The following is an 18,103-nucleotide window of genomic DNA, read 5'->3' on the forward strand; positions in this document are numbered from 1 at the left end:
TTTTTACTAATTACCCAATGTCTCTTTAACCGTGATAATCTTCACCGGACAAGCTTTTGCTGCCAATTCACAACTTTCCGCAATAGCATGATTGGGAGATTTTAAAGTGAAAAAACCTTTAGCATTTACAGAATGAATCAAAACTGATTTTCCATCTTTTTTTGACATTTGAAAATGTACGGGATCCATTTCTACACAGTAATTACAACCAATGCATTTATCTCTTTGTAAAGTAACAATAACCATTACGCCTCAACAATTTTATATAGTTTATCAGACATTCTGATTCTGAATGGTAATTTGATACTGCAATCATCGCCTTTTGTTGCTTTTTCTCCTGCAACATCATTCACAAACATTTCGTCAATAATCATTTCCTGAGCTCCTGTACTTGGACCTGTGACTAAGATTTTATCTCCGATTTTAATATCATAAGCTTCAATCTTAAACTGACCTACCTCAGCTTTTGGAAAATAATGCGTTCCTTTACCCACATAAACCTTTTTCTGCGTCGCTGCAGATCCAGGAATATCACTCCATTCTCCTAATTCCTGACCTAGATAATAACCCGACCAAAATCCACGATTGTAAACCGTTTCTAAAGCTTTCATCCAATCTTTGGTTTTTTCTTTTGAAAAAGTGTCATCATAATACGCATCAATAGCTTCACGATAGGTTCTGGTTACTGTTGCTACATATTCAGGAGCACGGCCTCTCCCTTCGATTTTTAAAACTTTAATCCCTGAATCGATAACCTGATCTAAGAAATCGATTGTACACAAATCTTTTGGCGACATCATGTATTCGTTATCCAGTTCGATTTCGAAACCCGTTTCCTGATCAATAACGGTATATTTTTTTCTACAATTTTGTTTGCACGCACCCCGATTGGCAGAAGAATTATGTGAATGTAAACTCAAATAACATTTTCCCGAAACCGCCATACACAAAGCACCATGGCCAAAAATTTCGATTTCGACTAAATTTCCGTTTGGCCCTTTGATCTGTTCTTTTTCGATTTGATCTGTAATGTTCTTTACCTGACGCAAGCTTAATTCTCGGCTTAAAACCATTGTATCAGCAAATAAACTGTAGAATTTTATAGTTTCGATATTCGTTACATTCAATTGCGTTGAAATATGAACTTCTATTCCAATTGATTTTGCCATTGCAATTACTGCCTGATCCGATGCAATTACAGCTGTAATATTTGCTTCTTTGGCTTTCGTTAATAATGTTTTTACGACTGACAAATCGTGATCGTAAATAATCGTGTTTAAAGTAAGATAACTTCGAACATTTTTGGCTCCGCATCGACAGGCAATTTCTTTTAAATCATCAATCGTAAAATTCACCGTCGAACGTGCTCGCATATTAAGCTGTTCAACTCCAAAATATATGGAATCACAGCCATTGTCTAAAGCAGCCTGAAGCGACTCAAAGTCTCCAGCTGGAGACATGAGTTCAATTTTGTTGGTAAGTGTCATTTTTGATTCTATTATTTCAATGAAATGATTTTTCAATCAGTCATCTAACAATTGACAAAAATAATGTGAGGGTAGATTAGATTCCTATGATTTATATCATAGTTTATATTTTAAAAATTATTTGTAGTGGTATAAAATTATTGTTGTCGATATCCGTTGTGTTCCTGCGGTTGAAACCGCAGGCTATGTTTTTCTTTGCGCATGTTTTTTCAAATATAGCCCGTGGCTTCAACCACGGGAAACGTATCGTTGAGCATTTCGATTTAATCCTGCAAGATGCATAATAGTTGAGGAAATCCGTTGCGTTCCCGCGGTTGAAACCGCAGGCTATGTTTTTCTTTGCGTATGCTTTGTCAAATATAGCCCGTGGTTTCAACCACGGGAAACGTTTCGTTGAGCATTTCGATTTAATCCTGCAAGATGCATAATAGTTGAGGAAATCCGTTGCGTTCCCGCGGTTGAAACCGCAGGCTATGTTTTTCTTTGCGTATGTTTTTCTTTGCGTACTGTTTGTAAATATAGCCCGTGGTTTCAACCACGGGAAACGTATCGTTGAGCATTTCGATTTAATCCTGCGAAATAAATAATCTTCGCGGATGTACGTTGTGTTCTGCGGTTGAAACCGCAGGCTATGTTTTTCTTTGCGTATGCTTTGTCAAATATAGCCCGTGGTTTCAACCACGGGAAACGTAGCGGATTCAATCCTGCGAAATGAATAATCATCGCGGACATACGTTGTGTTCCTGCGGTTGAAACCGCAGGCTATGTTTTCTTTGCGTATGTTTTTCTTTGCGTACTGTTTGTAAATATAGCCCGTGGTTTCAACCACAGGGAACGTTTCGTAGTCGACATTCATTGCGCCCATGCGGTTGTAACCACAGAAATACATCGTTAAGCCCAGCAATTATTTGTCCTCCAACCCATGTCGTTTTATAAATCCATCAAATTCATCTTGCGTATTTTTCTTAAGATGATGTTCCTTTTGATTTTTAATGTAATTGTAAACAACATCTAACTGAGATTCACTAACAGAAAAGGCCGCAAAGCCAGTTTGCCACGCAAATTTTTCAAGGATAAATTCTCCTCTATTTATAAAATGAGAAGAACTTCCTTTTATTTGCTTTACAATATCTGTAATTGATTTTTGCGGGTTTTGTAAAAATAAAACATGCACATGATCTGGCATTCCATTAATGATTCTAATGGGAAATCCAAGTTCAGTTAGCTCCTGCCAAATAAAATCATACAAATTTTTTTCAATTGAATAATCAATTAATTCCTGACGATTTTTGGTTGCCCAAATAACGTGAATCCATAATTTAGTAAACGATTGTGGCATAAATAAATTAGCATAAAAATTATGCTAATTTACAATTTTATACAATTTATCTGACAAACGAATACGGAATGGAACCTCAAAAGTAACTTTATCACCAATTTTAGCAGTTTGAGTTTCTGCACCATTAACAATGATTCTATTCAAAACCATTTCCTGATCTCCTGTAGTCGGGCCAGAAATTAAGATTTTATCTCCGCTGTTTAACTCTTGGTTTTCAATAGTAAATTGTCCCACTTGTGCTTTTACATAATAATGTTCCGCTTTTCCAAGAAGTACTTTTTTTACTTTTATTTTCTGACGAATATCAGCTTGCTTTTGTGCTGTAGCCAAAGCCGTTTCTGGCAATTCCCCTGAATGTTTGAATTTTAGGTTTTCAGATTTTCCTTTTCTGAATACTTTATTTCCAACTTGTTTTCCAGTTCTCAAACGAACTTGGTCAACCAATGGCATGTGAATTATTTCAAGACATTCTGTTGAACAGCAGTTTTCCATTGCCGCTTTACAATCATCACACTGAATGAATAACAAATGACAACCATCATTCTCACAGTTTGTATGATTATCGCAAGGTTTTCCGCACTGGTGACATTGAGAAATAATATCATCTGTAATTCTTTCGCCCAGACGATTATCAAACACGAAGTTTTTACCAATGAATTTGCTTTCTAAACCTTCTTCTTTCAATTGTTTAGCGTAATTAATGATTCCGCCTTCTAATTGATAAACGTTTTTGAAACCTTGGTGTTTGAAATATGCACTCGCTTTTTCACAACGAATACCTCCAGTACAATACATTACCAGATTTTTATCGTCTTTGTGATCTTTAAGTTGTTCGTTGATAATTGGTAAACTTTCTCTAAAAGTTTCAACATCTGGAGTAATAGCACCTTTAAAATGCCCCACTTCACTTTCGTAATGATTTCTAAAATCTACTACAATCGTGTTTGGATCATCAAGGATTTCGTTGAATTCTTTGGCTTTTAAGTGAACGCCAATATTGGTAACATCAAAAGTATCATCGTTTAAACCGTCAGCAACGATTTTGTGACGCACTTTGATAGTCAATTTTAAAAAGGAATGATCGTCTTGTTCTACAGCAACATTCAATCGTATGCCTTTCATGAAATCATAAGCTTCGAGGGTTTCTCTAAAAGCTTCAAAATTTTCGGCAGGAACACTCATCTGAGCATTAATTCCTTCATGGGCAACATAAATCCTTCCCAATGCATCTAATGCATTCCAGGCAAGAAATAAATCGTTACGAAATTTTTGTGGATCTTGAATTTTGGCATACGCATAGAAAGACAACGTTAGTCGTTGTTTACCGGCATCATCGATCATGATGGCTCTTTCTTCTGCGCTTAAAGTGTTATACAGTTGCATGCTATAAACATTTTTAAGTTAAGAATAAATGAATTACGAATCTATAAATGGAATAAATTCGGGCGCAAAGGTAAGGCTTTCTTTTCAATTTTAAAAACAATAAAAACTGCTGATTTTTGAAACCATATAAGAGATGTAAGCTCGTATAAATTTAGCTGTTAAATCAAATTCTTAAACAGCAACAAAGTTGCATTATAAAAAAATACACTGTTTTTCAGATTGTTATAAAAATTTCATTAAATTTATGTGGTACAATTTTAACATTTATGATTATGAATGCTTTAAAACTACCAAAACCAATCCTTCCCCTCTTCTTTCTTTTAACTTTATTTACTTCCTGCAAAAAAGAACAACCCAAGGCACCACCGCCGATGCAGGCTCCTTTTGTTACAGTCAAAAGTGAAGATGTCCCCATTTATAAAGATTTTGCAGGACAGACTTTTGGAGATTTAGACATTGAATTAATCGCAAGAGTTGATGGTATTCTCACCGGAATTCATTTTAAAGAAGGCCAGAGAGTCAAAAAAGGCCAGCTTTTGTATACCATCGACCCGTTAGAATATGATACCAAAGTAGAGCAGGTTCGCGGACAAGTTGCGGGCGCTCAAAGTAATTTGGTAAATGCCGAAGAAGAATTAAAAAGAATCCGTCCGCTTGCTGATATGAATGCAGTCAGTAAACGTGAGCTGGATGCGGCTGTAGCCAAAGACAAAGCGGCGCGATCAAACTTAAACAGTGTTCAAGCCAGTTTAAGAAACCAACAGATAGAAAGAAGTTACTGTGATATTCGATCTCCAATCGATGGTGTCATCGGACTTTCGAATGCGCGATTAGGTGATTATATTACCCGAATTGGAAATGATGCGAAACTCAATACCGTTTCCAAACTAGAAAAAGTCAGAGTGCAATTTACAGTCAGTGAATCTGATTATTTACGATATCAAAAGCAGGTCAAAGCCGGAGAACGTATTACTGATCTCGCTTTAATACTTTCTGACGGAAGTACCCATCCGTACAAGGGAAGTCTCAATTTCTCCGATACCAAAATAGATCCTACAACCGGAACTGTAACTATTGAAGCGCAGTTTCCCAATCCAGACGGCACTTTACGATCTGGACAATTTGCAAAAGTTCGTGTTTTACTGCGAACTCAAAAAGATGCAATAGTAGTTCCTCAAAAAGCTGTTACCGAAATTCAAGGGCTTTTTCAGGTTTCAATTATCGATGCTAAAAATACTATTCAAACCCGAATGGTGGAAGTCGGACAAAAAATTGGCGTCGACTGGATTATTACCAAAGGTTTAAAACCCGACGAAAAAGTCGCTATTATTGGCAATCAGTTTATCCAACCCGGATCAACTGTTGTTCCAGTTCCTTATGTAGCCGACAAAGATAAAAAGCAGATTGCATCATCTCTAAACAACTAGATTATGGATAATTTCTTTGTACGCAGACCAATCGTTGCTATTGTTCTCTCCATTTTCATTGTTTTAATTGGAGGTCTTTCTGTCCTTTCGACTCCTATTGCCCAATATCCAGAAATTGCACCTCCGTTGGTACAAGTTTCAACGAGTTATCGTGGTGCAAATGCCTTAAATGTGGAGCAGGCCGTTGCCACGCCAATCGAGCAAAAAGTAAACGGAGTTGAAAATATGCTTTACATGCAGTCCACAAACACAGGTGATGGGAGTATGACGTTAAATATTACGTTTGATATGGGAACCGATCTGGATAATGCTACCATGCTAACCCAGAACCGAGTTAACGAAGCGACCAACAAACTTCCAAATGATGTAAAAACTACAGGAGTTACCACGAAAAAGTCGCTCTCAATGCCGATGCTCATTTTGTCCTTGTATTCTCCCAACAAAACCTTCAACGGAAACTTTCTGACCAATTATGCTAATATCAATATTGTAGATGCTTTGGCCCGTATTAAGGGAGTTGGAGAAGTTACGCTTTATGGAGGAAGTAATTATGCAATGCGAATTTGGGTCAAGCCCGATATCATGGCGAAATACAATCTGACTGTTCCCGATATTATACGATCGATTCAGGATCAAAATGCGATTGCGCCAGGAGGAAAATTTGGTGCGCCACCGGCAACCGAAAACAATGAGTTTACCTATAATGTAATGCTGAAAGACCGTTTGGTCAATCCGGAAGATTTTGAAAATATCATTTTGAAATCGAATATCAGTAATCAGCAGGTTCGTTTAAAAGATATCGGAACCGTAACATTAGGAACCGAAAGTTATGCTTCGATTGCCAAATTAAACGGAAACCCTGCAGGAACAATCGGAATCAAACAAATGCCGGGTTCCAATGCATTGGAAGTTGCCGAAAATGTAAAAAATACGATTGAAAGACTCAGCAAAAGATTTCCACAGGATTTAAAATACCGTGTTTCATTAGACACGACTCTCGCCATTTCTGAAGGTATCAACGAAATCATGCACACTTTGGTCGAAGCCATTATTCTGGTAATCATCGTAGTTTTTATCTTTCTCCAAAACTGGCGCGCGACTTTAATTCCGCTTCTAACAGTTCCCGTTTCGTTAATTGGGGTTTTTATGCTTTTCCCGTTACTTGGATTTTCCATCAATGTACTTTCTCTTTTAGGATTGGTTCTTGCGATTGGAATTGTCGTCGACGATGCCATTGTGGTGGTTGAGGCCGTAATGCATCATATCGAACAGGGAATGTCGCCTCGGGAAGCTACCAATCAGGCGATGAAAGAAGTTTCTGGGCCTGTAATTGCCATTGCGATTGTATTGACAGCCGTATTTATTCCGGTAGCTTTAACGCCCGGAATTACAGGAAGATTATATCAGCAGTTTGCTATTACGATTGCTATATCTGTGATTTTCTCTGCCTTAAGTGCATTAACTTTAAGTCCGGCTTTATGTTCTCTTTTACTAAAACCGAATCAGGAAGCAAAAGGCTGGCTCGGAAAATTCTTTGAATGGTTCAATAAAAAATTTGGCGCTTTCACAAATAGATACACCGGATTTTCTGGTTTTCTAATTAAAAAAACTGCCCGAAGCTTAATCTTTATCGGAATAGTTGTTGGGGCAATTATTTTGCTTGGAGGAAGAATTCCGGGCGGTTTTGTACCCGAAGAGGATCAGGGATATATGTTTGTGAATATTGAACTTCCCGGCGCTTCATCTTTAGAAAGAACAGGAAAAGTCATTCAGAAAGTAGAACATATTTTATCGCAGAATCAGGGTGTTGAATATTATACTTCGGTTGCCGGATTCAGTTTAATCAAAAACTCGGTGGCAACCAACAACGGATTTTTCTTTGTGGCCTTAAAAGAATGGAAAGAACGCGAACAAGATGTTTTTCAGATTTTAAAAGAAGTCAACGGAAAAGTGGTTTTCGGAATTCCCGAAGCAACAGTCTTTGCTTTTGGCCCTCCGCCTATTACCGGAATTGGAAATGCCGCCGGATTCTCGATGATGCTTCAGGATCGGGAAGGTAATACGCCAGAGTATCTTTTTGCAAACGCACAGCAATTTATGGCCGAAGCCAAAAAGAGACCTGAAATTGGAACGATTCGAACGACATTTAATCCAAATGTACCGCAGATTAGTCTGGACATCGATCGGGAAAAAGTTACGGAACTCAATCTTTCTTTATCTGATGTCAATCTTGCCATTGGAGCCAGTTTAGGAGGACAATATATTAATGAATTCAATAAATTTGGGCGACAGTATATCGTACTGCTTCAGGCTGATCCGAGTTATACGGTAAATCCCGAAGACATCAATAAGATATTTGTTCGAAGCAAAGACAACAAAATGATTCCGATTACGAGTATTGCAACAATTCGAAAAGTAAGCGGTCCCGAGTTTACGACTCGTTTCAATTTGTACCGTGCAGCCGAAATTGGAGGAACTCCCGCTCCCGGATTTACTTCGGCGCAAGCCATGACTGCTTTACAGGAAACTGCTGAAAAAGTGCTGCCCGCAGGTATGGGTTACGAATGGGCCAATATGAGTTATCAGGAAAAACAAGCCGAAGGAAAAGGAAATACCGTTTTCCTAATGGCATTACTTTTTGTGTTTTTAATACTCGCCGCGCAATACGAAAGCTGGAAACTGCCTTTCAGTGTTTTACTCGGAACACCTTTTGCTGTTTTTGGCGCTTTTCTTGGTTTATACATCTGTAGATTGTTGAGTCCCGATTATGTAAATAATGTTTTTGCCCAAATCGGATTGGTCATGCTGATTGGACTGGCAGCAAAAAATGCGATTCTGATTGTGGAATTTGCCAAAGAAGAATACGAAAAAGGAATGCCTGCAAAAGATGCCGCTTTGTATGCTGCAAAACTGCGTTTCCGTCCTATTTTGATGACGGCTTTTGCTTTCATTTTGGGAGTTGTTCCGTTGCTAACTGCAACTGGTGCTGGAGCTCAAGCCCGAAAAGTTATGGGAATGACCGTATTCAGCGGAATGCTCGTGGCGACCATTCTAGGTGTTTGTTTGATTCCCGTCTTATTTGTTTTTATTGAAACATTCGGAAAGAAAAAAACCGAGGAAACCGATGAACCTAAAACAGACGAACAATGAAAACTCTAAAGATACTTTTAGCACTCTTTTTGATAGCTGTTTTCCCCTACGGATGTATGGTCGGACCAAAATATGCCCAACCAGAACAGCCTCAGGCAGATTCGTTTCGATACAGCAATCAGCCTGCTGATACTACAAAATCAGTTACGACTATAAAATGGTCATCGCTATTTAACGATGATGTCTTAATAGGCTTGATTGAAAAAGGAATTCAGAATAATTACGATCTTAAAATTGCCATTGCCCGCTTAGAACAAGTACAGGCGAACCTCGGAATGGCAAAAGCCGATTTGTATCCGTCTTTTCAATATTCTGGTCAGGTTAATAGTGCCGAAACTTTCCAGTGGCCTTCAGCGGTATTGGCCAATATGTCCTGGGAATTGGATTTTTGGGGAAAATACCGTCATCAGAAAGTCGCACTGCAAAATGAACTTCTAGCAACCGATGAAGCGAGAAAAGTTGTTCTGTCTACGATCGTAAGCAATATTGCCATTTCTTATTTCGAATTACGCGATTTTGACAATCAATTGGAAATCACCATTCATACTTTAGAAACCAGACAAAAAGCATACGACATTATCAATGACCGTTTTATAAGTGGTTATGTCGCCGAATTGGATAAAGTACAAATCGAACAGCAAGTTGCGATTGCCGAAGCCAATATTCCGTTAATCAAAAGACAGATTACGGCTTTAGAAAATGCCATTTCTGTTTTGATTGGACAAGTGCCGCAAGCAATTCCGAGAGGAAAAACCAACAGCGAATTATTAATTCTCACTGAATTTCCAACTTCGGTTCCTTCTGCTTTGTTAGAAAACAGACCCGATGTAAAACGTCAGGAATATTTATATAAAGCGGCTTTTGAAAGAATTGGTGTTGCGCAGGCGATGCGATATCCATCATTTAATATTTCTGCAATCGCAGGTTTTACCAACATTATGATTAATGATTTATTTAATGATGGTTCTTATATCCAAAATGTCGGCGGCGGAATTACCGGACCAATTTTCAACTTCGGAAAAAACAAACGTCGTGTGGATTACAACAGGAAATTAGCTGAAGAAATGAAATTCAACTTTCAGAAAACGTATTTAACCGCCATAGCAGAAGTAGAAAACTCGCTTCAAAACACCGCTATGTTCAAAGAAGAATGGACTGCCCGAAACAGACAAGTCGTGGCAGCACAAAAAAACTATGATTTATCTAATGCCAGATATTATAACGGTTATGTTTCGTATCTGGAAGTTCTGGACGCACAAAGATCATTATTTGAAGCGCAATTAAGCCTTTCGCAGTTAACTCAGAAACAATTGAGCTCTATGGTTCAGTTGTATAAAGCACTTGGCGGAGGGTGGAATTAGTTTTTTTGAGGGACAAAGTGACAGAGAAACAAAGGTTCAAAGGTTTCTCAGCACTTAATAAAAGCTTAGCGTTACCTCTTTTTTTATATCACGTTATCATTCCGAAGGAATGTTTCATCGGTAGAAAAAAAAATCGCAATCGCCCCATTTACGTTCCGTAGGAACGTTTGATATTATTGGATTCGTTAAAAACGATGTCAAAACCAGACGTTCCTACGGAACGTAAACTAATGACAACAATATAATTTTTTCTACCAATGAGATGTTCCTACGGAACATGTATGTAAAATAAAAAAGGGTTGTTTCAAAAATTGAAACAACCCTTTTTAAATCTTTGTACCTATATATCTTTGACACTTTGAACCTAAAAACTTAGAATCTTAGTATCTCAGAACCTTAGCAACTTAGAAATTAACAAAACTCGTTAAACGCATCTTGCAAATTCTCAGCGATTAATTCAGCTGGACGGCCTTCGATGTGGTGACGCTCTAACATGTGAACCAATTCTCCGTTTTTGAACAAAGCCATAGATGGCGATGATGGAGGAAAAGGGAACATGTGTTGTCTTGCAGCATCAACTGCTTCTTTGTCAACACCAGCAAAAACTGTTACAAGGTGATCTGGTTTTTTAGCTCCTTCCAAACTCATTTTTGCTCCTGGACGTGCATTTCTTGCAGCACACCCGCAAACAGAGTTTACAACAACTAAAGTGGTACCTTCAGCTTTGATAGCATTCTCAACAGCTTCAGCACTATGTAAATCTTGAAAACCAGCAGCTGTTAATTCAGCTTCCATTGGTTTTACCATGTCTAGTGGATACATATTCTTGTCTTTTAAATTTTACTTTTGAACTGCAAAGTTACGAAGTTTACCCGCAACTCGTTAATTTGAAGTATAAAGTTTTGTTATAGTTCCATATAAAATCTTAACACCGTTAAAAACTCCTTTTCTACTATATTCTAAATAAACACTAAAAACACAATGATTTCTTATTTTTTATGAGAAAACTGATAATTGTATTGTTTTAAATGATGATTTTTCCCAACGACATTATGAGTTCTAAGAACTGTTGATTTTTTTTGCTCAGCCATTTCAATGGTGGAAAGATAACTGCTGAAATATTTTTTAAGTATCTGAATATTATTTCTTTCAACAGAATAAATGCTCTTTTTACCTTCATTTTGAATGTTTACCAAATTCGCTTTTTTCAACTCCAGTAAATGTTTGGATATAGTGGACTGCGCTAACGGAATCAAATCAACAATTTCTCCACAGGTTCTGCTGTCTTTTTTCCATAAAAGCGTCATAATCTGAATTCGTATAGGATGCCCAAGTGCTTTACAGATTTTGCCTATTATTTCTGTCTCATCATCAAATTCTAATTGCTTTGAAATACCCATTTTTTAGATTTGTTAATTCATTATCGTAGAAAGTCGATATATTTTTAAGACTAACAAATCTAACTAAGAGTATATTTCTCGACATCCCCAAAAAGCCATTATAATAAAACAATAAGTCTTTTTGTATGAAAAACAAAACACATAATATCTTTTAGATTCAGAGATAAAACTTTAATATTTAAGAGATGATCTATTTTTGACGATAAAAGAATACTCGAAATAAAGCAGTAATAAAAGGAAGTTTCGGACATTTTAAAATCACTTTAAAATCTTCAATCAAATTAGTTTGTTCATCTAAAAATTTAAAAATCAAAATAAGATTTCCTTTTTTAAATAAAGAAGAAAAAATAGTACTTCCCAATTCATTATGTCGATATAAAATATCCAACAACAATAAATCATAAAACCAAAAACGGCTTTTTTTATGAAAATTCTTCAAGTTGAGATTTTCGTTTTGAAGAAATTCAACTAACTGTGTTGACTTTTTATCTGAATTTTTAAAAGTATAACCGGTACTTGCTTTTGTCCAACCGCCCGCAGTACCAATGTTTAGAACACGTTTCGTATTCTTTTCCCAAAAAGGAAAACAGGTCATTGGGATACTTCCCTGCTCTTTTTCGATAATTTCAAATTGATTTACACCAAACTTTTGTAGATAGCTTTTGATTTCACTTTCGTATTCCTCTTTTGGAAGCAGTTTTTCCGAAAACAAAGTATATTCAACCAAGGCTTCGTTTCCGGAAATTGGCAAAACATACATAAATCTTGTATTTCCCTTTTGCTCCACCGAAAAATCCATGAAAGTAACTTCTTCAGAATTAAAAATTTCCTTTTCGGTTTTCACAAACCAGCCTAAAAAATGCTGCTGCAAAACAGGATATTTGGTTTGCCTTTCGGCGAAAGCCTTAGTATAAATGCTATTGAATAAATAATTACAGGTATATCGGTTTTCTTCTGTACCAACAAAAACATGTGTTTCAAGTTCGTTGATATCGGTTACTTTTTCATTTAAAAATGTAACATTTGTGTGTTTGGAAAATTCTTCGAAAACGAATTTATAAAAATATAATCCGTTGATTTTATTATATGTATATGGTTTTAATTCAAGATCTAGCTTAATTTTTTCATTAGCAAACAATGCCAAATCCCATTTTTTAGCAATAACCGAATTCCATACCGAATCTTCTTTTTCCCAAAAACACCAGGTTCTGTCATTTTTTTGCTTTGCATCCTGATCTAACAGCAAAATAGACTTGTCGGTAAATTTTCCGGACAAAATCATTTTATAAACTATCATTAAAGATGCCAGTCCGGATCCGGTAAAAATGTAGTCGAAATGTTTTATTTGCGAAGAGTTCATTCTCAAAAATAAGGATTTTTTATCCTTTCTGTCTTTCTAAAATTAATTTAAATGCTGTAAAATTTATTATTCTTTTTTGACGTTAGCTTTGGATGTGATTTAGTTTTATCTTTAGTACACCATAACAAATTTTATCATTCATGTATAAAATAATTCTTTTTGTCAAGACTTATCAACCTGACTTTGAAAGAGTTTACAATCTTTTGGATTCGATTGATAAGTTTAATAAAGACAATATTCCCGTTGTCGTTTCGGTAAATGATGATCATTTCAACCTTTTAAAACCCGATTGTTTTGAGAAGTATAAAATATATAAAGATTCTGAAATTACTTCGACATCTATTACTGAAGGATGGCGTTATCAGCAGATTATAAAATGCAATGTTTACAAACTTAATATCTGCAAAAACTATGTCGCCATAGATTCTGATTCTGTTTTTATAAGGGATTTTTACTCCTCCGATTTTATGTTTGACGAAAACATTCCCTACACTATAATGCAGGAATCGAAGGACTTGTTAGAAATGACCGAAAGACTTCAAATGGATTCTCAAACTATTTTCTTCAAAAGAGCCTTGAGAGATACTCGCCCTTTTTTTGAAAATAAAGGTAAGGAATGGGATTATGGACCATCTCCATACATCTGGAATTGCAACGTTTGGCAACATTTTAATGAGGTTTTTCTAAAAGACCAGAACCTTTCTTTTGATGCTTTTTTCAATGCAATAGAGAAAAAAAGTTTTTCCCCTTCCGACTGTGTAATTTATGGCGAATATCTGCTCAAAACCAAACTAATTCCTTTATATCCTATTGGCAGTCTCTTCAAGGTATATCATTATAAAGAACAATTTGAAATAGAAGAAAGTCAGCTTTCCATTAAACAACTAAGCAAAATATATCTCGGCATTATCTACCAGAGTAATTGGCAGAAAAAGAAAAAAAAGTGGTTCCAATTCTTTCTAAAATAGATCAAGATGAAAGAAACAGATAACGTTTATTTGGTATTCCTTAACGGTAAATCTAATGCAGGAGGTGCAGAACGGATGGTTTATTATCTCGATGAATATTTCAAAAGCAGAAACATTCAGACTCAGATTATTGATGAAGATTTACTGAAAAACACTTTTGTTGGAAAATTGTACTGGAAATTGTTTGAACGAAGCCATTTTGAGAAACGAAAGGCAAAATATATTGCAAGATTTGCGACAGTTTACCTTTGGCTGAATCAGCAATCTGATAAAATAGTAATCAGCAATGGAGAACCCACAGCTTATTATCGTACAGATTATGTAATTTCTCATGGTTGTTATCATAAAATGGAACTGGATTATGGAAGAAAAAGCCCAAAACTCAGCAGAGTTGCCAGACTGCAAAAGACAGCGTGCAGAAACGCTAAGAAAATCATAGCTGTTGGATCAAACGTAAAACAAGATCTTATAACGTATTATAACATCAAGAAAGATAAAATCAGCATTGTGCCGAATTGTATTGACCGAAACCACTTTTATCCGCTTCACAAATCAAAATCTGCTTTTAAAACCGTTGTTTATATAGGAAGATTAGAACATGGAAAAGGAATTAAAGAGCTACAAGAATTAGCAAAACTTGTTGAAGCGAAACAGGATTGGAAACTGCTTATTGCTTCTAACAATGTCTTTAATACTGATCTTTTTCAAAATTTAAACAACACTACTGTCTCTGTTGGTCTTACAATTGACAATATAAACGAATTGGCTTATTCTGAGGCAGATATTGTTTTCTATCCTTCTTATTCGGAAAGTTTTGGAATGGTAACGATAGAAGCTCTTGCCTGCGGAAGGCCTATCGCAGGAAATCCTGTTGGGGTTTTACCTCAGTTAGTCGAAGACAAACACCCCGGAGCTTATTTGCTTCCAAAAATAATAGACGAGAATATTTTCCGTTTTTTTAATGAGTGCATTGAAGATTCGAAGAAATTCAGTCCTGAAGAAATTCATGAATGCACGATGAAGAAGTTTAGTATTGAATCTTATTTTGAACAAATGGACAAACAATTCTTCAAAACCAGTTAATTATTAAAATCATTCTTATTCATAAAATGATATTTTGTCTATGAAAATTTTGTATTTCTATCCCGAAAACCCTTTAAATAAAACCCAGGGAAATAATGTAAGAGCCCTGGCGCTATTAGAATATTTTAGAACAAGAAATATAGCCGTTGACTTTGTAAGCATCGAATCTAACGACTTTACAGAAAATGAACTTAACAAGATTAAAAGCGAAAAATTAGCCCACAATACTTATTTGCTTCCTAAATTTATTCGAAAGAAAAATCAAATCAAGTATTTCTTTTATTATTCACTTCCCAATAATCTCAAACTAAAAATTGGTTTGTTCGACAGAACGCGTTTAAAGCATATCGAAAGCTTCAATTCTATACTAAAAGCCAACGAATATGATGTCATCATAATCTCTTATATCTATTGGTCAAAACTGGTAAGGAAAAGTCCAAACCTTAAAAATGCCAAACTCATGATTGATACTCATGATTTTTTAACTTCTCAGGTTCAAAAAAAGAAGCACTTTCAATTGGGTCGGTTTTTTCAAAAAGAAGTTGAAATTTTAAACACTTTTGATAAGATTTTAGCGATTTCACCCGAAGAAAAATACCTTTTCTCTCAATTCATAAACAAAGAAATTGCATTGGCAACTCACGCTTTGCCTTCAAAAAACGATACCAGAACAGAACCTGAATATGATTTAATTTACGTTGCCAGTGACAATGAACATAATATAAAAGCAGTCAATTGGTTTTTTAACAAGGTTTACCCCTTACTTTCAAAATCCATAAAAATTGTTGTAATTGGAAAAATTTGCCGACATATTGGCGAGTTCGACAATGTAGAAAAAATAAGTTTTGTTGAAGATTTGGATACTTTCTATCGTCAAAGCAAAGTAGCCATATGTCCAATGTTAAGCGGAACAGGCGTTAAAATCAAAGTGATTGAAGCCTTGTCATTTGGAATTCCGACAGTATGCAATGAAAGAGGCGTTGATGGTTTATTGAATAAAACAAATAATGGTTGTCTGGTTTCCAATGATCCAAACGAGTTTGCACATTACATCGATAAACTATTAACCAACGCGTTTTTTTATACCGCCATCAGTTCAGAAGCTACTTCTTTCTTTAACAATTATCTTAGTCTTGAAGCCAATTACAAGTTATTTGATAAAGTTTTCGAGTTAAAAAGTGTCAATTCTTTGAAAAATAGTCTCTAAAACCTGAACAGAAAAAGGCTGCAAACTTTCTTCAGAATTTTGCTGTAATTCCAGCCAAAGCTTTTTGTCCGTGTACAATTCAATTATCCCTGTCGCAAACTCTTCTCCGGTATTATAAATAAGGGCATTTCGCTTATGAACTAATTTCATCCCCTCCGCACCTACCGGTGAAGTGACAACCGGCAAATGATATTCAAAAGCCTGTCCAATTTTTCCTTTTACTCCGGCTCCATAACGCAAAGGCGCGACCATAAGTTTGTTACTTTTAAAAAATGGTTCTATATCGGGAACATAACCATGAAAAATAAATCTTGAATCTGTAATGTCTGCAATTCTGTCTTTCACATTACCAATAATATTTACTTTAATGGTATTATCTTTTTCCCAGACGATAGGCATAATATCATTATATAAATAATAAATTGCATCAATGTTTGGTTCGTGCTGAGAACCTATAAAAATGATATCTTCTCGTTCTTCAAATGGAAGAACTTCTTCAATACTGCTTTTTTGATAATGAATATTAGATAATGTAATTAATTTATTATCAGCAATGTATTTAGCCATAATTTCTTTTTCAAAATCAGAAACTGTTATTACAAAATCTGCATTTTGTGCTAATTTCGTTTCGATAAAAAGAAACTTTTTATAGTTTTTTCTAAGTGAAATTCTTTTAGGATCAAGCTCAATCGCTCTTTTGTAACGAAGAAAATGAATATCTGTCATATCAAAAACCGATTTTGACCGGGGAAGAATTCTTGCTATTTTTTTTAAATTATAATCAAAAGCCCTTGCTCCGTAATACCAGACAAAATCTACTTTAGGAATTGATTTTAAAAAATCAAAGTAATTGCGATACTGATTGGTTTCGACATAAACAATAATGCCTAAATTGCTAAAATCGATTACATCTTTATTGGTTCGAAAAGTATTTTTGGAACATATAATGCAGTTATAACCTTTGCTCTTATAGAACAAAATAATTTCTTTAAGCCTGTTAGAACCCGAATCCTGATCCGGAGAAGGCATACTAAGATTAAAAAAAACAATCGTTTTATTTGACGAATTATAAGTATTATAGTTTGGTATAGACTGATCCGACTGATTCTTAATTACTTCCTTTTTTTGATAGTAAAGTTTAATACTTTTAAATATCCCCATTGATGTTTTTTTTATTTGCTCTTTAATTTGTTTTTGACTTTTGATAATGAATCAGTTAAAACAACCCGTTATCAAATAGACGCTGTATTAGATTAAAACTCATTTCGTTATTTTTTCTTGTATTCAACAGAAAATAATGAAATATAGAAATCCTAAAAACACCAATTTTTAAGTCGGAAAAATTATATTAATTGATTTTAACTTTTTTTGCAAATTAATAACAAAAATAATTTATAATAAAAATTATCTTAAAATTTCTTAATTATTTTCATTATTAATGAAATTAAAGCTTTTTTTAATGATTTTTCTATTCTTTTAACTGATTCATAAGAATTATAAAGCTTTTGGGATTTAAATAGTTATTATACTGTAGTATAATTTCATTTTTCTCGTTCAAAACACATAAAACCGGATAGACTATTTGATTATTGATTGTTCCGAGTTGTAAAGCCAGTTCATGAACCCCAACATTATTTCCCGAAGGTTTGTATTTAAAAACCTGATTATTAAAAGTAATTTCTCTTTTTTCCTCAGCATTAAAATCAACGAAATAGAAATCTGAGTTGAGCTTTTCAATGATTTCTTTGTTTCTGAAAGTTGTGGTTTTCATTCTTTGACAGAACTGACACCAGTCAGTATGAATAAAAACAATGATTTTTCGCTTTTGAATTTGCTGTAAGCTATCTATTTCTTCAAAAGAATAGCTTTTCAGCTGACCAAAACCTGTTGCTGAAATCCCGAAGAAGAAAATAAATAGAATTAGCTTTTTCATTGTTT

The 18,103-nt window shown here is 35.1% G+C and carries 15 protein-coding genes; 6 read left to right on the top strand and 9 right to left on the bottom strand.

The features are described from left to right. Positions 1-6: 6 nt before the first annotated feature. The 4 genes from HYN56_RS04580 to trhO form a co-directional block, all read right to left on the bottom strand. Positions 7-246: a ferredoxin gene (locus HYN56_RS04580; protein WP_109191101.1), complete on the bottom strand. Its 240-nt coding sequence runs from the start codon at positions 244-246 to the stop codon at positions 7-9. After that, positions 246-1,487 (bottom strand): peptidase U32 family protein, encoded by a 1,242-nt coding sequence (locus tag HYN56_RS04585; protein WP_109194722.1) that lies wholly within the window; start codon positions 1,485-1,487, stop codon positions 246-248. The genes HYN56_RS04580 and HYN56_RS04585 overlap by 1 nt, the downstream gene beginning before the upstream one ends. Before the next feature lie 904 nt (positions 1,488-2,391). Continuing rightward, positions 2,392-2,826, bottom strand: a complete 435-nt coding sequence (tnpA, locus tag HYN56_RS04590) for an IS200/IS605 family transposase (RefSeq protein ID WP_109191102.1) — start codon at positions 2,824-2,826, stop codon at positions 2,392-2,394. A gap of 24 nt (positions 2,827-2,850) precedes the next feature. Next, positions 2,851-4,209, bottom strand: a complete 1,359-nt coding sequence (trhO, locus tag HYN56_RS04595; RefSeq protein WP_109191103.1) for an oxygen-dependent tRNA uridine(34) hydroxylase TrhO — start codon at positions 4,207-4,209, stop codon at positions 2,851-2,853. 272 nt (positions 4,210-4,481) lie between these two features. On the opposite strand from trhO, the gene HYN56_RS04600 reads away from it, so the two are divergent. Genes HYN56_RS04600 through HYN56_RS04610 form a run of 3 tightly spaced genes read left to right on the top strand, consistent with a single transcriptional unit; the run spans position 4,482 to position 10,147 of the window. Next, on the top strand, positions 4,482-5,636 hold the full coding sequence (locus HYN56_RS04600; RefSeq protein ID WP_167398274.1) for an efflux RND transporter periplasmic adaptor subunit: 1,155 nt from the start codon (positions 4,482-4,484) through the stop codon (positions 5,634-5,636). A gap of 3 nt (positions 5,637-5,639) precedes the next feature. Then, the gene (locus tag HYN56_RS04605) at positions 5,640-8,786 is read left to right on the top strand and encodes an efflux RND transporter permease subunit (protein WP_109191105.1); all 3,147 of its coding nucleotides are present in this window, start codon (positions 5,640-5,642) and stop codon (positions 8,784-8,786) included. Next, positions 8,783-10,147, top strand: coding sequence for an efflux transporter outer membrane subunit (locus tag HYN56_RS04610; RefSeq protein WP_109191106.1), 1,365 nt, complete (start codon positions 8,783-8,785; stop codon positions 10,145-10,147). Before HYN56_RS04605 ends, HYN56_RS04610 begins: the two co-directional genes overlap by 4 nt. Positions 10,148-10,558: 411 nt before the next feature. Here HYN56_RS04610 and HYN56_RS04615 read toward each other — a convergent pair whose 3' ends face one another. From HYN56_RS04615 to HYN56_RS04625, 3 genes are all read right to left on the bottom strand, one after another. After that, positions 10,559-10,969, bottom strand: coding sequence for a BrxA/BrxB family bacilliredoxin (locus tag HYN56_RS04615; protein WP_091489855.1), 411 nt, complete (start codon positions 10,967-10,969; stop codon positions 10,559-10,561). 167 nt (positions 10,970-11,136) lie between these two features. Further along, positions 11,137-11,547: an ArsR/SmtB family transcription factor gene (locus HYN56_RS04620; protein WP_109191107.1), complete on the bottom strand. Its 411-nt coding sequence runs from the start codon at positions 11,545-11,547 to the stop codon at positions 11,137-11,139. A gap of 190 nt (positions 11,548-11,737) precedes the next feature. Beyond that, positions 11,738-12,907 (bottom strand): lycopene cyclase family protein, encoded by a 1,170-nt coding sequence (locus HYN56_RS04625; RefSeq protein WP_109191108.1) that lies wholly within the window; start codon positions 12,905-12,907, stop codon positions 11,738-11,740. A gap of 140 nt (positions 12,908-13,047) precedes the next feature. Here HYN56_RS04625 and HYN56_RS04630 point away from each other — a divergent pair, with 140 nt between their 5' ends. From HYN56_RS04630 to HYN56_RS04640, 3 genes are read left to right on the top strand one after another with little or no spacing between them, the layout of a single operon-like run. After that, entirely contained in the window at positions 13,048-13,875 is an 828-nt protein-coding gene (locus HYN56_RS04630; protein WP_109191109.1) for a DUF6492 family protein, read from the top strand. Between the two features lie 6 nt (positions 13,876-13,881). Then, positions 13,882-14,958 (top strand): glycosyltransferase family 4 protein, encoded by a 1,077-nt coding sequence (locus HYN56_RS04635; RefSeq protein ID WP_109191110.1) that lies wholly within the window; start codon positions 13,882-13,884, stop codon positions 14,956-14,958. A gap of 40 nt (positions 14,959-14,998) precedes the next feature. Further along, positions 14,999-16,165, top strand: a complete 1,167-nt coding sequence (locus HYN56_RS04640; protein ID WP_109191111.1) for a glycosyltransferase — start codon at positions 14,999-15,001, stop codon at positions 16,163-16,165. On the opposite strand, the gene HYN56_RS04645 is transcribed toward HYN56_RS04640, so the two are convergent. Further along, positions 16,130-17,326, bottom strand: coding sequence for a glycosyltransferase (locus tag HYN56_RS04645; RefSeq protein WP_109191112.1), 1,197 nt, complete (start codon positions 17,324-17,326; stop codon positions 16,130-16,132). The two genes, HYN56_RS04640 and HYN56_RS04645, sit on opposite strands and share 36 nt — an antisense overlap. A gap of 307 nt (positions 17,327-17,633) precedes the next feature. Then, positions 17,634-18,098, bottom strand: coding sequence for a thioredoxin family protein (locus HYN56_RS04650; protein ID WP_109191113.1), 465 nt, complete (start codon positions 18,096-18,098; stop codon positions 17,634-17,636). Positions 18,099-18,103: the final 5 nt, after the last annotated feature.

It is taken from the genome of Flavobacterium crocinum (genome assembly GCF_003122385.1).
GTDB classification, from domain to species: domain Bacteria; phylum Bacteroidota; class Bacteroidia; order Flavobacteriales; family Flavobacteriaceae; genus Flavobacterium; species Flavobacterium crocinum.

Bases quoted from the DNA above. Each gene is read 5' to 3' on its own strand.
- tnpA (WP_109191102.1), bottom strand. From the start codon at position 2,826: ATGCCACAATCGTTTACTAAATTATGGATTCACGTTATTTGGGCAACC.
- HYN56_RS04640 (WP_109191111.1), top strand. From the start codon at position 14,999: ATGAAAATTTTGTATTTCTATCCCGAAAACCCTTTAAATAAAACCCAG.
- trhO (WP_109191103.1), bottom strand. From the start codon at position 4,209: ATGCAACTGTATAACACTTTAAGCGCAGAAGAAAGAGCCATCATGATC.
- HYN56_RS04635 (WP_109191110.1), top strand. From the start codon at position 13,882: ATGAAAGAAACAGATAACGTTTATTTGGTATTCCTTAACGGTAAATCT.
- HYN56_RS04585 (WP_109194722.1), bottom strand. From the start codon at position 1,487: ATGACACTTACCAACAAAATTGAACTCATGTCTCCAGCTGGAGACTTT.
- HYN56_RS04645 (WP_109191112.1), bottom strand. From the start codon at position 17,326: ATGGGGATATTTAAAAGTATTAAACTTTACTATCAAAAAAAGGAAGTA.
- HYN56_RS04600 (WP_167398274.1), top strand. From the start codon at position 4,482: ATGAATGCTTTAAAACTACCAAAACCAATCCTTCCCCTCTTCTTTCTT.
- HYN56_RS04650 (WP_109191113.1), bottom strand. From the start codon at position 18,098: ATGAAAAAGCTAATTCTATTTATTTTCTTCTTCGGGATTTCAGCAACA.
- HYN56_RS04580 (WP_109191101.1), bottom strand. From the start codon at position 246: ATGGTTATTGTTACTTTACAAAGAGATAAATGCATTGGTTGTAATTAC.
- HYN56_RS04605 (WP_109191105.1), top strand. From the start codon at position 5,640: ATGGATAATTTCTTTGTACGCAGACCAATCGTTGCTATTGTTCTCTCC.
- HYN56_RS04625 (WP_109191108.1), bottom strand. From the start codon at position 12,907: ATGAACTCTTCGCAAATAAAACATTTCGACTACATTTTTACCGGATCC.
- HYN56_RS04610 (WP_109191106.1), top strand. From the start codon at position 8,783: ATGAAAACTCTAAAGATACTTTTAGCACTCTTTTTGATAGCTGTTTTC.
- HYN56_RS04620 (WP_109191107.1), bottom strand. From the start codon at position 11,547: ATGGGTATTTCAAAGCAATTAGAATTTGATGATGAGACAGAAATAATA.
- HYN56_RS04615 (WP_091489855.1), bottom strand. From the start codon at position 10,969: ATGTATCCACTAGACATGGTAAAACCAATGGAAGCTGAATTAACAGCT.
- HYN56_RS04630 (WP_109191109.1), top strand. From the start codon at position 13,048: ATGTATAAAATAATTCTTTTTGTCAAGACTTATCAACCTGACTTTGAA.